Source organism: Mycobacterium sp. AMU20-3851, assembly GCF_043974665.1.
Lineage (GTDB): Bacteria > Actinomycetota > Actinomycetes > Mycobacteriales > Mycobacteriaceae > Mycobacterium.
Map to the genome: position 1 here is coordinate 3,142,859 of NZ_CP146371.1, position 13,721 is coordinate 3,156,579.

Sequence of the window (13,721 nt, forward strand, 5' to 3'; positions counted from 1 at the left end):
TTCCGGCATCGCGATGCCGTACGCAGAATCGGCACGCGGGTACCAATAATTGTTTCACCGAAGCAAGCTATTGGCGCGATGAGCCAGATATCCCCGCCGGAGAACCCCGAGCGGAGACGTCATCTCCGACTGCCGGGCACAAATTCTTCGTGCGTGCCGGGCGTCTCGGTGGAGGCACCGGCGTGTTGCTATCGGCGGGCTGAGCAAAGAATCAGCGGTCGCGCTGAGCCATCAGCCGCTCTACGTACTTCGCGATCACATCCACTTCGAGATTCACCGGAGTGCCGACAGCCGCGGCACCGAGGGTGGTGAGCGACAGCGTGGTCGGGATCAGGGACACCTCGAACCAGTCCTCGCCGAGCCCGGAAACCGTCAACGAGATGCCGTCGACGGTGATGGAGCCCTTTTCCACGACGTAGCGGGAAAGCTCATCGGGCAGCGAGATCCGCACGACCTCCCAGTTCTCGGAGGGGGTGCGCGCGATGACCTCACCGGTGCCGTCGACATGCCCCTGCACGATGTGGCCGCCGAGGCGGCTGTTGACCGCGGCCGCACGCTCCAGATTCACCTGACTGCCGACGCCGACCGCGCGCAGGCTGGAACGGTTGAGGGTCTCGGCCATCACATCGGCGGTGAACGCACCGCCGGGCAGCACCTCGACGACCGTCAGGCACACCCCGTTGACGGCGATGGAGTCGCCGTGGCCCGCGTCGGAGGTGACCACGGGCCCGCGAATCTCGAACCGCGCGGCATCCGCGAGGTCTTCTTTGCCGACGACTTCGCCGAGCTCCTCCACGATTCCGGTGAACATGGGGGCAAGGGTAACCGCCGCCGTCCGGGCCCCGGCAGGACACGTAGCCAGGGTCCACCCGATTAGACCTACTACGATGCACAGCATGCAGACGCGCCCCCGTGCAGTCCGGTCCCTCCTGACCTTCTCCGCCATGTTGATGGCCATCCTGTTCGGCTCGGCAGCCCTGGTCGGCTGCGGGTCGAAGACCAACGACGCGCCGCTGCCCGACGCGGCCACGTTGCTCACCGATTCCGCCGAAACCACCCGCAGCGAGCAGAGCGTGCATCTGCAGCTGACGGTCAACGGCGAAATCAAGGAACTGCCCATCGCGACATTGAGCGGTGACCTGACCAACGCCCCGGCGGTCGCCGCCCAGGGCACCGCCGACCTCATCTTCCTCGGCCAGAAGCTGACCGACGTCGGGTTCGTCGTCGTGGACGGCGATCTCTACGGCGCCATCACCAAGGGCGGCAACATGCAGAACTTCGGACCGGCCGCCGACATCTACGACATCTCGGCGATCCTGAACCCGGACAACGGCCTGGCCAACGTGCTGTCCAGCTTCACCGACGCCAAGGCCGTCGGCCGGGAGGCAGTCAGCGGATCCGACGCGGTGAAGATCACCGGCACCGTCCCGGCTGATGCGGTCAACAAGATCGCCCCGCAGCTGAAGGCGACCGCCCCCGCGCCGGGCACCGCGTGGATCCGTGAGGACGGCGATCACCAGCTGGCTCAGGTCATGCTGGAGCCCTCGGCCGGGAACACCATCACGATGACCCTCACCGACTGGGGTAAGAACGTCACCGTCACGAAGCCCGGCAGCTGATGCCGGCGGCGAACAGCCACCGGGCGGGTTCGGCGGCCTCCAGCCGCCGCATCGCCATCAGCGCGGGCAGCCTGGCGGTCATGCTCGGCGCCCTCGACACCTATGTCGTGGTGACGATCATGACCGACATCATGCGCGATGTCGGTATCCCCATCAATCAGATTCAGCAGGTCACGCCGATCGTGACGAGCTACCTGCTCGGGTACATCGCGGCCATGCCGCTGCTGGGTAAGGCCTCGGACCGGTTCGGTCGAAAGCTGGTGCTGCAGGCCAGCCTTGTCGGTTTCGCGGTCGGCTCGGTGGTCACCGCGTTGTCCGGTGACCTCACCACGCTGATCATCGGCCGGGTCATCCAGGGCACCGCGAGCGGCGCCCTGCTCCCGGTCACCCTCGCTCTGGCCGCCGATCTGTGGGCCGCCCGCAACCGGGCCGCGGTGCTCGGCGGTATCGGCGCGGCCCAGGAACTCGGCAGCGTTCTCGGCCCGCTGTACGGCATCGCGGTGGTGTGGGCGCTGAACACCTGGCGCGACGTCTTCTGGATCAACGTGCCGATGGCCGTCCTCGCCATGGTGATGATCCACTTCAGCCTGCCGGCCCGCGACAAGGACGAGCCCAAGCAGAAGGTGGATGTCGTCGGCGGCGTGTTGCTGGCCATCGCACTGGGACTGGCGGTGGTGGGCCTGTACAACCCGTCTCCGGACGGCAAGAACCTGTTGCCCAGCTACGGCATCCCGCTGTTGATCGTGGCCGTCCTGACGTTCATCGGATTCTTCGTCTGGGAGAAGAGGGCCACCACCCGCCTTCTCGAACCGGCGGGCGTACAGTTCCGGCCCTTCCTCGCCGCCCTGGCCGCCTCGCTGACCGCCGGCGCGGCATTGATGGTGACCCTGGTCAACGTCGAACTGTTCGGTCAGGGCGTGCTCGGCATGGACCAGATCGGCGCGGCCGGGTTGCTGCTGCGCTTCCTCGTCGCCCTGCCGATCGGCGCGCTGCTCGGTGGCTGGCTGGCCACCCGCTTCGGGGACCGGCCGATCGCGGTGGTCGGCCTGCTGATCGCCGGATTCGCCTACTGGCTCATCTCACACTGGGATGTCAACGTGCTCTCAGCCCGCCACGATTTCGGGTTGTTCACGCTGCCGACGTTCGACACCGATCTGGCGCTGGCCGGCTTCGGGCTGGGTCTGGTCATCGGCCCGCTCACCTCTGCCGCGCTGCGCGTGGTGCCGGCTGCCGAACACGGGATCGCTTCGGCCGCAGTGGTGGTCGCGCGGATGATCGGCATGCTGATCGGTATGGCTGCCCTCTCGGCGTGGGGGTTGTACCGCTTCAACCAGATTCTGGCCTCGCTGCCCGTGGTCGAGACCGGCAACATGATGGATGCCGGACGACAACTGATGGAGAACACCCGGATCGCCTACACCATGCAATACGGTGAGATCTTCGCGATCACCGCGGTGGTGTGCGTGGTCGGCGCGGTGGCCTCGCTGCTGATCAGTGACCGCAGCGCCCCCGACGCACAGGACTCCGACGGTGACCGGCAGCGGGACGTCTCCGGTAGGTCAGCCTCCCCGGCTCCCCCACAGTCCTGATTCCTGTATCGGCTTGGGTCGGCGGCCCTGCCGCCGACCCCGCCAGAGCGCCCAGGGCCCGCCCAGTACGGACAGCACCTCGGTGCGGCCGACCGATTTGGGGATGCTGTCCCCGAGGTCGGCCGGCGGCACCATGATCGCTCCGTAATCGGCGCCGGCCCGCAGCGAGGACCGGAACTGCTTGCGGGCCACCCGAAGTGCCAACCGCCGATGAACGCGGTCGGTGAACACCTTGGTCAGCCACGCGCCCAGCCCCAATCCGTAACCCCGGGCCTGGGTCAGCAGCGCGGCACCGTCGCTGCGGTGCCGGTGCCACACGATGGCCGCAGGTTCGTTGACCAGGGTGTGCCCGGCGGCGACCAACCGGAAGAACATGTCGATGTCCTCGCCGCCCTTGGTCGAGGTGCCCGCGCCGAGAGCTTCGTCGAAGCCGCCCATCGCCACCGCAGCGCTGCGCTTGATCGCGAAATTGGCACCGGTGCCGTAGATCCCGACCTGAAACGGGAACAGCGGCAGATCCGGTGGTGGTTCGGCCAGCGAGTAGGTGCGCGGGGTCAGGGTGGCCGCCCAGGAGACCCGTTGGTCGAAGTAGACCTGCGCGGTGGTGCGCAGTTCGCCACTGGGCACCATCCCGCAGACACAGGCGATGTCATCGGATCGGTCGAATCCGCGGGCCAGTGCCTGCAGCCAGTACGGATCGACCACGACGTCGTCGTCGGTGAACGCCACGATGTCGTGGCTCGCGGCCCGCAGGCCGCGGTTGCGCGCATTGGACAGTCCGGCAACGGGTTCCACGACCCGGCGGATCCGCGGGTCGCCGGCCGCAGCGACGACGCGTTCGGTGGCGTCGGTACTCGGTGCGTTGTCGACCACCACGATCTCGAAATCGGGATAGTCCACCGCGCGCAGCGAGGCCAGCGCACCCGCCAGATCCTCGGGCCGCTCACGGGTGCACAGCACGATCGAGATCGGTGCCGACGACGTGACCGGGGCCCGAACGTCCTCGCGCGCCGGACGCGGCAACGTGAGGGTCACCGCCCCGTCGACGATATCGGCTTCGATAAAGTCGATGGGCTCGGACCCGCTGCGCAGCAGGATGCGGGCCCGGCGGTAACCGTTGCGGTCGGAGACCGAGACCCGCACCGGCCCATCGTGGTTGCCGACACGGTCGACGTCCAGGCAGCCGATCCAGCGTGCGTGCACGCCTTCCGGCGCCCCGTCGGTCGCCATCACCGGTTCGATCGCGAGCTCGGTGTTCATAGTTCGGTGACCCTCACATGGTCGATCAGCATGGATGCCGGAAACGGTGTCGAGGCGTCCACCGGGCCGGGCCAGGTACCCCCGACCGCAAGACTGAACAGCAGGTTGAAGGGTTGGTCGAAGACCCAGGTCGCTCCGTCCTGCAGGTTCAACGGCGTGACGGTGAGCAACGTCAGGTCGTCCACACCGGTCACGATGCGGCCCGGGGTGCGTTCCACCCAGTAGGTGCGGAAAACCCCGGCCAGCGGGAAAGGAACCGGCCCGGACGCCGAGAGCTGTTGTCCGCGTTCGGTTCCGGCCTGTGGCGCGTGCACCGTCGAATGCCACTCGGTCGCGTGATTGAGAGTCTCGATGACATCGATCTCGCCGGAGGCCGGCCAGCCGACCTCGTCCAGATTCGCGCCGAGCAACCAGAATGCCGGGTGCAGGCCGGTCCCGGCGGGCAGCGCGATCCGCGCCTCGGCGCGACCGAAGGTGAACTCGAAGCTGCCCTGGGTGGTGAGTCGCGACGAGGTGATCCGCCCGTCGGCCTCCCGTCGTGACGTCATCACCAGGTGACCGTTCCCATCGAGGCTCACATTGTCCGGATGGTCTGTGTAGAACTGGATTTCGTCATTCCCCCAACCGCCACCCCCGATCGCGGCGTGCCAGATGGCATCCGGAGCGGTACCGGCGGGTCCGTCGAAGTCGGCGTTCAGCAGCACCCGTGGCTGACCGGTTGCGGTACCGGTGCCGACCAGGGCGCAAGCACCCAGGATCAGGCTGACGACCAGCAGTGCAACGATCCGCATGGGCCGGTTCACACCGGTACCCTGCGGCGCACCCACCCGAGGGCGAAGGCCGCGGCCAGCACGGGGAAGGCCACCAGCGGCACAGCATGGGCGGGGTCACCGCCGACCGCACCGAAGTAGCCGACCAGGGCGAGCACGCCGGCCGCAGCGAACAGCAGTCGCCACGGTGCCGCCAGGGTGGTGTCGGTGCCGGCCAGGAACACTGCGACGGCACCGAGAACACTGAACGCCGTCACCAGCGCGGCGTCCCAGGACCGGTCCGCGGAGATCCCGGACAACGCCAGGGCCGTCCCGGCCGCCGCGAGCAGGATCGCCGGTGCGGGACCGACGATGTGCCGTGCCGCCGCGGCGCCCACCACCGCCACACCGAGGCCGGCGAGCACCGAGGCCACCCCCGTCGCGGGCGGGAACAGCCAGGCGGCCACCAGGTAGGCCGGGATCACCGCCGTGGCCGCCGGTCGAAGTCGGGGATGCTGGATCAGCGCGTTCATCGTGCCATCTCCGAGGGAGTGGTCCGCACCATACCGGTGAGGTAACCGGTTGCGGTGCAAAGGAACCCGATGATGAGCGCGAGAGCCCGGCGGGGATTGCGCCGAGCGTGCCAGGCGCCCGACGGCAGGATCCGGATGGTGTAGCTCCGCTCGCTGGCCAGCGCGTCGGCCGGTCCTGCGATACGGGTCAGCGAGGCCTTGGATCGCCCCTCCTGGTAGCACCGCCGGATGAAATAGCGCAGCGTCGACCGGTCGGTCGGGACATGGTGGGACACCCGGAATGCGGTGTGCCGGATGATGCGCCGGTCGGGGAACTCGGCACGCAACTGGACGCCCATCAGCGTCTCCTCGCAGCCGGCCGGGAGGTCGGCCACCCGTCCGAGTCGGCTGGAGAACCCGTCGATCCGGTTGAGGGCGTCCCGTCGCACCGCCATCGCCGCACCGATCGGATTCCGGATCTGCTCGCCGCCGGCCGGCAACCCGCGGTAATCGCATCCGACGACCCAGCCGAACTCGGCGGGGAACCAGCCCGGCGCGGCGCCGAGCTGCCAGTCGGCCTCGACCGCGCCCCCGATGGCGACCACCGAACGGTCCTCGAACGCCTGCCGCGCCGCGTCCAGCGCTCCGGCGGTGAGCGCGGCATCGTCGTCGAGGAACAGGACGACCTCGTTCACCGAGCGGCCTACCCCGGTGTTGCGGGCGCCGGACAGTCCGCGTTCGAAGGTGTTCGCAGTCACGGTGATCGACGGGGGCAGCACATCCGAGAGGTCCTCGAGCAGGGCCTCGTTGTGATCGACGACCACGATGATCTGGTCGCAGGTGCCGATCTGCTCGAGCGCGGTATCGACGGCCCGAAGGACCTGTGCGCGCCGTGCGGCGGTATAGCAGCACACCACAATGGACAGGCTGGTCGCGGTGAGCGGCGCGGTCTCATTCACCGTCGGCGTTCCCTTCGCCCATCTTCTCCTGGTTGATGCTCCGGAACACCAGCGTGTTGCCGTCCTCGTAGAACACGGTCCAGTTCGGTGAGTCCCGCAGGGCGTCCTGCAGGATGTCGATCGCCTCCGGGCGGTAGTCGCCGTAGTAGCGCACCGCCTTGTCGGACTGCTCGCTGAACATCAAATAGGCCATATACGCCTCCCGGGTGGCGTTTTCGTTGAGCACCTTGATGTCGTCGTCGGCGGGAAAGTTCTGCTTCAACTGCGCCAGCTCGGGGTCCTGGCCGTCCCAGAGGTCATAGGCGATCGTCTCGTCGAAGTACGGGTTGAACAGCACCACGTCGGCATAGTCGGCATTCAGGCGGGTCGGCATACCGCCCAGGCGCATCATCACCAGACGGGTCCGCAGATCGGCGTCCTCGGTGATCGAGTTCATCAGATCGACCTGGGCGCGGGTCTCGATCACCATCGGCCACAGCGCGACATACCCGTGCAGGCCGGCCAGCGACAGTCCGCTCAACCCCAGCACGGCGACGGTGCGTGTCATCACGGCACGGGGCCCGATCTTCGAACGGTCCACCGCACCGACCACCGACGGCGCGATCAGCAGCGCACAGCCGAGCAGTGCGTAGAGGTACACCCGGAAGATGGCCTCCCCGCCGTAGTTCTGGCCCAGCAGCAGCCCGAACGAGGAGAACGCGACGATGGCCGGTCCGATCACCGGTCGCTTCCGCCGCCACAACCAGACCGCGCAACAGAAGGCCCAGACCACCACCGTCAACGACAGTGTCCGCACCACCGCAGAGGTGAAATCCTTGGCGGGCATGCCCGAGGTGACCACATTGCTGGTGGCATTGCTGACCACGCTACTGCCCGAGAACATGCCGTACGGCAGCACCGCCTCCAGATTGAGCAGCAGATAGCTGCCGACGATGACCACCATGACAGCCGAGATCCACCAGGGCCGTGCTCGTCTGACCACACACAGCAGGCATGCCACCGCCACGGCCCAGAACGGTGTCAGCTGATGGGTCGGGACCGTCGCCGCGAACACCACGATCGCCAGCACCCCGGCCGCCGGGCAGCGCGGCGAGGCCAGCAGCAGCACGATCATGCCGAACACCAGCATCAGTGACCAGGCTTGAGGCGAGAAATAGTCCTGGCCAACCCAGTTGAACACCTCGGCGAGGAATGCGGCGGTCACCGCGGTACGGCGGGAGCACCCGATGACCCGCGCGGCGCAGTTCACGCTCACGGCGATCAGCGCGTGCATGATGGGAGCGAACACGTGCGCGATGGTGATCGGGGCCAGTCCGGAGACCTCGCTGAACCAGGCGAACATCGCGAAGAACGCCGGCCACTGCGCGTAGATGTCGGTTCCGTCCGGCGCGATCCGGCCGTGCACCATGATGTAGTCGACCACCGCGAGATGCTTGTAGGTCCAGTCGTACAGCGGCACCTCGGTCGCGACGAAGGTGGTCACCCGGGCGACGACGATCGCCGCGGCGACCGCGACGGCCGCGGGAATCACCCGCCGGTCGCGGACCGCCACCAACAGCGCCCAGGTGCACAACACGATGCACACCGCAAGGACCGGGCCGGTACCGGAGAACAACAGGCCGTAGAAGCTCGCGTCGACGCCGGGCAGTCCCGGCACGGCCACCAGCCACAGCGCCACCGCAACGACGCTGAGCAAGAGCGAAAGATGCCTGCGCAGTAGGGATTCCCCGGTCACCACCGGACTGCCGAGCAGCCGTGAGCGACTCACGGTCCAGGCGGCCGCCGGTGTGCTGCGCCTGCGGTAGTACCAGTAGGCGCTGCTGCCGCACACCGCGACCACCTGCACCCATAGGATCTCCGGCGGACTCCAGCGGTAGGACCACATCGCCCCCATCGCCACCAATGTGGTGATCGCCGCACCGAGCACCGGCACCGTGGACAACATGGCCCGCCGCGGTATCCGAACCCAGGTGAGCACCGCGGCCCCCGGGCCGATGGCGATGAACACCGCCAGGCTCATCGCACTCGGCACAACCGGCAGGTCCGCGAGAGCGAATGCTCCGGCCACCGCTCCGGCCACCGCCAGATCGGCCGGCCGCACCCGCGACAGCCGTACTCGTCGTGCGGGCCGCCGCGCACCGGTATCGGGTGAACTGTCCCCCACGACCGATTCGAGAGTCGCTGTCATGGCTCAAACCGCCGGTCGTTCACCGTGATACCTCGAGAAGTCCGTGAGTGTCGGCGGCGCGGACGTCGTCGCGGGCCACCGTGCCGAAACCGGCTGTGCCGACCGCGATGACGGCGATCAGGATGCCGTAGATGGACGCGCGCTGCGCCCCGCCGGGGCCGAGGACGTCGTGGCCACTGGCGTAGATGAAGTAGCCGATCAGGCCGGTCGCCCCGGCCAGGACGGCGACAACGCGCCGCTCCCCCGACATGTGCGTTGCGGGGTGCACCGCGATGAGTAACGCGCTGATGGATCCCAGCGCCATGAAAACCACTGTCGCCGTGAGGTTCACCGAATAGCTCGCATGCTGGGTGACCGCACCGGCGACGCTCAGCGCCAGGCCCGCCGCGACCAGCAGCAGGGCGGCACCGCGGTGCGCCGACCGCTGAACCAGCAGGCTCAGGGCGACGATCGCCACCGCCAGACCGGTGGCCACCAGGGCGATGTTCATCGCCCGGTAGATCTCGCTGCAGGGCCAGTTGCCGACCGGGCCACAAAAGGCCATCCCGAGCGGGCCGAGCAGTTGGTCGCGGTAGCCGTAATGACCGCGCCAGGACGCTGCGACCACCCACTCGGCCGCGAAGTACGCCAGCGGCACCAGCGCTACCCACCCGGTCAGCCGGGCTGTCGAACCGAGACGCACGTACCTCACCCATTCTGCGCCACGGAGGCGTTCACTGTTCACGAGACGCGGGACCGCCCGTCGCTGCATTGGAAATACCGTCAGCGCAACGGGGTTCGTCTCAATTGCACCGGAGGTTAGCAATCCTGGGCGCGCTTGTGGCGGCTACCTGGACCGGTATGATGCGTATCACTGGTTTGGGTAGGCTAACCAATGCTGAGACTTCTGGGTATCCTCCATTCGGCGGCCATCGACCGCCCTCCTGCCACCCGCAACCGGCCCCGCCGAACGCGCCACGCCCCCGCTAGGACCCCATTCGCATGCCGACGACAGGCAGTCCAGACGCCCTGCGCACCCAGCGACCTTCAACTCCCCCTGCGGATCTGAGGGTTCCCGTCCCGGCGGTGACGGGCGCCGGCAATGGACTCGGCATCGACATCGCCGCGGTGATGACATCGAGTGCCGCCACCGGCATCCTCGGCTTCGTCTTCTGGACGGTGGCCGCACGCGGCTACGACACCGCCGAGGTGGGGCGCGCCTCGGCCATCATCTCGTCGGCGACGCTGATCGCGATCCTGGCCAACTTCAGCCTCGGCAGCATGTACGAACGGTTCCTGCCACTGGCCGGCGGCCGGACGCAACGCATCGTGTGGGAGGGCACCGCCTTCGTCGCCGTCGCGGCACTGCTGTTCGGCGTCGTCTTCCTCGCGGTCGGGCCGCGGGGGCAGCTGTTCCCCACCCGGGTCGAGATGCTGCTGTTCCCCATGTTCGTGGCGGTGCTGGCGATCTACACGCTGCAGGATCAGATCCTCATCGGGTTGAGTCGGGCCCGCACCATCGCGATCAAGAACATCAGCCAGTCCACCGTGAAGCTGGGTCTGGTCGCCGCCCTCATCCCACTGGCCACCGGCGCTGCGATCGTCTGGTCCTGGGTGCTGCCGGCCGCCGTCATCACCGCGGTCATCGCGGTCAGCATCATCGCCCGCGAAACGCGAAGCCGCACAGGCACCCCCGATCTGCCCGGACGCCGCGAACTGTTCCACTTCTTTGCCAGTTCGTATGCGATCAACGCGATCAACGTGATCGTGCCCCTGCTGGTCCCGCTCATCGTGGTCGCTCAGCTGGGCACCGAGATGAACGCCTATTTCTCGATGTGCTGGTTGGTGGTCAACACCCTCGGCGCCCTGATCGTCGCCACATCCGCTCCGTTCATCGCGGCGGCGTCCACCCCGGGAGCCGACGTACGGGCCTGCACCGGACGATTCGTGCTGCTGTGCGGCGGCTCGGCGGTGGCGGGCTGCCTGACGCTGCTGGCGACGGCCCCATTGATCCTGGGCATCCTCGGTCCGCACTACGCGGAGAACGGCACCACGCTGATCCGGGTCATGGCACTGGTACTGCCGGCGGTGGCGCTGACGACCATCTACACCGCGCTGGCTCGGCTGCAACGCAGGTTGTGCCTCGCGGTCGTCTCGCAGGTACTGCTCGGGGTGCTGGTGGTGGTGGGCGTCATCGTGACCACCCCGCGATGGGGCATCAACGCGGTCGGATACACCTATCTGGCCGGTGAACTGCTCATCACGCTGGTCGTCGCGCTGCCCACGATCGCGTTGCTGCGCAAGATCGCGCTCACCCCGCGCGGACAAACCCTCGACAGCCCCCCGATGCCTCCGGCGCGGCCGGATCTGTCCCACGTCGCACCGGTCGAATGTGATTCCGTGAGCGAGCGATTCGAGCAGATCGCAGAGCGGAAGAAGACTCAGGTGGCGCTACGCACCGAGCATGGTTCGGTCAGCTATGCCGCGCTGCGATCGGCCGCCGCGGCCTGGCGGTCCGCCCTTGCCGGCCGCGATGATCCGGCGGCGGCGGTCGCGATGGTGGGCGACCTGAACCCGCACACCGCGGCCGTCGTACTGGGCAGCTTCGCTGCCGGCGCCCCATTGGTCCCACTGGATCCGGGCCTGCCGCAGGATCGGATGACGCATATCTTCGACGCCCTCACCGAGCAGGGCCGCCGCCTGGACACCATTGTCGTCGACGAGTCCAACAACGCACTGGCGCAGACCTTGGCCACCGACCACGTGGTGTGGCCGGCAGGGCAGCCGCCGCGGACCACGACCGGCACCGTGGCACAGGTCGAGATCGGGCTGCAGACGGTGACCAGTATCCAGTTCACCTCCGGGTCCTCCGGTGAACCCAAGGCCGTCCTGCACGTCAACGGAACATGGCTGAGCGACTGGGTACTTCATCGCGACCGGTTCGGCATCGTCGAGGACAGCCGGGTTGCACTCTGCATGCCGGTCAGTTTCGCGGCCGGACTCAACGTACTCATCGGCGCGCTGTTGTCGGGCGCCGAGGTCACCGCCGTCGATCCCCGCAACTGCACCCCGGCCGCGGCTCTCGATCGACTCGCCGATGTCGAGATCCTGATGTGCACACCGTCGTTCCTGCAGTCCCTGACCGAGGCCGCCGGGGATCGCACCCTGCCTGGTCTGCGGCGGATCGTGACGACCGGAGAACCGGTGTACAGCAACGTCATCCGGCGGGCCCGTGACCTGGCGCCCCATGCCGTCCTGACCAACTGGGCAGGCTCGTCCGAGACGCTGGGGATCGCGCATTACGACATCTGGCCCGGCGACGAGATCCCGGCGGGCGTCATCCCGGCCGGCGTTCCGGTACCGCACAAGCGGTTGGCGATCGACGAACAGGGCCGGCTGACGGTCAGCTCACCCTACCTGGCCGCCGGATATCTCAAGCCGGACAACGCATCCACCACGTTCACCACCAACGCGGACGGCAGCCGGACGTTCGTGACCAACGATCGGGCCCGGATCACCGAGGACGGGGTGCTGGTGGTGCTGGGCCGCATGGACGCCGCGGTGAAGATCCGCGGATACCTGGTCGAGCCCGCCGAGGTCGAAGCCGCTCTGCTGGACTGCCCCGGCATCCGCGAGGCACTGGTCCTGGCCGACCAGCAGGCCGAGACCCCGGTGCTGACCGCATACGTGACACCGGACCCCGAACTCCGCAGCCCCGCGGTGGCCGATGTACGCGCCCAGCTGCACACCCGGCTGCCCGCGTGGATGGTTCCCACCCACGTGGTGATGCTGGACGCCCTGCCGCGCAACGAACGCGGCAAGGTCGACCGTCGGGCCCTGCCCGCGCCGTCCCGCGGACCGATCATCGCACCGGCCCCGGGCCTGGAAGCCAGGATCGCGGCCGCGTGGGCCACCATCCTGCGCGTCACCGAGGTGGGCCGGGATGAGAACTTCTATGCCCTGGGCGGAGATTCGCTGAACGTCCAGCAGATGATCAGCCTGCTCGGAGAGCACCACGGCGTGCGGCTCACCTCGTCCGACCTCGCCGTCGCCCCGACCGTCGCCCAGTTCGCCGAGATCGTCGCGGCGCGGCTGGAAGGGGACGCCGTGGTGCGGGACAAGGGCATCGCGCCGACCACGGTGCTGCTGCGACCGCCCACCGACGCCACCCGCAGCACGATCTTCTGCTTCGCCGGCGCGGGTGCATCGGCGCTGTCCTTCGTGCCGCTCGCCGACCGGCTGGATCGGGACACCGCCGTCGTCGCGTTCCAGGCGCAAGGTCTGGAGAACCGGGCGTTCCCGGACTGGACGATCGGGCGGGCGGCACGGCGTCATCTGCGGGATCTGTTGGCACTGCAGCCGGAAGGCCCCTACACCCTGGCCGGCCATTCGCTCGGCGCCTTCATCGCCATCGATGTGGCCAACCGGCTCAAGGATCTGGGCCACGACGTCGAACTGGTCACCCTGCTCGACCCCTTCCTGCCGCCGCGCACCGTGCGGGCCGCACGCCGGGAGCTGCCTGACGTCGGATCGACTCTGCTGGAACAGGATCCGGCCGCACCCTGGGAGCTGTGGCGCCAGCGACTGTGGCTTCCACTGGCCGGCATCGTCGACGGCACCCCGGAACAGAAGGTCGCCGCGCTGCGCGAGGTCGGCGTGCGGGTGGGACGGCTTCATCGGCCGCTGCCCTATGACGGGCGCACCCTGCTGTTGCTCAGCAGTTTCAACCGCGACGATGACCGGGTGTGGCCCAAGCTGCTGACCGGCGAGCTCACCATGCAGCGGATCAACTGTGATCACGACTCGGTGGTGCGGGAGCCGCATGTGGGCCGGGTGGCCGAGGCACTCAACCTGCAGTGAAACGAC

10 protein-coding genes are annotated in these 13,721 nt (G+C 68.2%); 3 read left to right on the top strand and 7 right to left on the bottom strand.

The window, feature by feature from the left end:
• Positions 1-211: 211 nt before the first annotated feature.
• Positions 212-811 carry a riboflavin synthase gene (locus V4U86_RS14970; protein WP_395306768.1) on the bottom strand — a complete coding sequence of 200 codons (600 nt, stop codon included), beginning with the start codon at positions 809-811 and terminating at the stop codon, positions 212-214.
• Positions 812-896: 85 nt separating this feature from the next.
• Between V4U86_RS14970 and V4U86_RS14975 the strand changes: the two genes are divergently transcribed.
• Positions 897-1,619, top strand: a complete 723-nt coding sequence (locus tag V4U86_RS14975) for an LppX_LprAFG lipoprotein (RefSeq protein WP_395306769.1) — start codon at positions 897-899, stop codon at positions 1,617-1,619.
• The gene (locus tag V4U86_RS14980) at positions 1,619-3,208 is read left to right on the top strand and encodes an MFS transporter (protein ID WP_395306770.1); all 1,590 of its coding nucleotides are present in this window, start codon (positions 1,619-1,621) and stop codon (positions 3,206-3,208) included. Before V4U86_RS14975 ends, V4U86_RS14980 begins: the two co-directional genes overlap by 1 nt.
• Here V4U86_RS14980 and V4U86_RS14985 read toward each other — a convergent pair.
• From V4U86_RS14985 to V4U86_RS15010, 6 genes are read right to left on the bottom strand one after another with little or no spacing between them, the layout of a single operon-like run.
• Complete coding sequence (locus V4U86_RS14985; RefSeq protein WP_395306771.1) at positions 3,179-4,468, bottom strand: glycosyltransferase family 2 protein; 1,290 nt, start codon at positions 4,466-4,468, stop codon at positions 3,179-3,181. The genes V4U86_RS14980 and V4U86_RS14985 overlap by 30 nt on opposite strands.
• Positions 4,465-5,259, bottom strand: coding sequence for a glycoside hydrolase family 16 protein (locus tag V4U86_RS14990; protein WP_395312056.1), 795 nt, complete (start codon positions 5,257-5,259; stop codon positions 4,465-4,467). The genes V4U86_RS14985 and V4U86_RS14990 overlap by 4 nt, the downstream gene beginning before the upstream one ends.
• A gap of 8 nt (positions 5,260-5,267) precedes the next feature.
• On the bottom strand, positions 5,268-5,750 hold the full coding sequence (locus tag V4U86_RS14995) for a hypothetical protein (RefSeq protein ID WP_395306772.1): 483 nt from the start codon (positions 5,748-5,750) through the stop codon (positions 5,268-5,270).
• Positions 5,747-6,688: a glycosyltransferase family 2 protein gene (locus V4U86_RS15000; RefSeq protein WP_395306773.1), complete on the bottom strand. Its 942-nt coding sequence runs from the start codon at positions 6,686-6,688 to the stop codon at positions 5,747-5,749. Before V4U86_RS15000 ends, V4U86_RS14995 begins: the two co-directional genes overlap by 4 nt.
• Positions 6,681-8,876 (bottom strand): hypothetical protein, encoded by a 2,196-nt coding sequence (locus V4U86_RS15005; RefSeq protein ID WP_395306774.1) that lies wholly within the window; start codon positions 8,874-8,876, stop codon positions 6,681-6,683. Before V4U86_RS15005 ends, V4U86_RS15000 begins: the two co-directional genes overlap by 8 nt.
• Before the next feature lie 19 nt (positions 8,877-8,895).
• Entirely contained in the window at positions 8,896-9,567 is a 672-nt protein-coding gene (locus V4U86_RS15010; protein ID WP_395306775.1) for a hypothetical protein, read from the bottom strand.
• A 374-nt stretch (positions 9,568-9,941) separates the two neighbouring features.
• Here V4U86_RS15010 and V4U86_RS15015 point away from each other — a divergent pair, with 374 nt between their 5' ends.
• On the top strand, positions 9,942-13,715 hold the full coding sequence (locus V4U86_RS15015) for an alpha/beta fold hydrolase (protein WP_395306776.1): 3,774 nt from the start codon (positions 9,942-9,944) through the stop codon (positions 13,713-13,715).
• Positions 13,716-13,721 lie beyond the last annotated feature (6 nt).

Bases quoted from the DNA above. Each gene is read 5' to 3' on its own strand.
- V4U86_RS14970 (WP_395306768.1), bottom strand. From the start codon at position 811: ATGTTCACCGGAATCGTGGAGGAGCTCGGCGAAGTCGTCGGCAAAGAA.
- V4U86_RS14975 (WP_395306769.1), top strand. From the start codon at position 897: ATGCAGACGCGCCCCCGTGCAGTCCGGTCCCTCCTGACCTTCTCCGCC.
- V4U86_RS14980 (WP_395306770.1), top strand. From the start codon at position 1,619: ATGCCGGCGGCGAACAGCCACCGGGCGGGTTCGGCGGCCTCCAGCCGC.
- V4U86_RS14985 (WP_395306771.1), bottom strand. From the start codon at position 4,468: ATGAACACCGAGCTCGCGATCGAACCGGTGATGGCGACCGACGGGGCG.
- V4U86_RS14990 (WP_395312056.1), bottom strand. From the start codon at position 5,259: ATGCGGATCGTTGCACTGCTGGTCGTCAGCCTGATCCTGGGTGCTTGC.
- V4U86_RS14995 (WP_395306772.1), bottom strand. From the start codon at position 5,750: ATGAACGCGCTGATCCAGCATCCCCGACTTCGACCGGCGGCCACGGCG.
- V4U86_RS15005 (WP_395306774.1), bottom strand. From the start codon at position 8,876: ATGACAGCGACTCTCGAATCGGTCGTGGGGGACAGTTCACCCGATACC.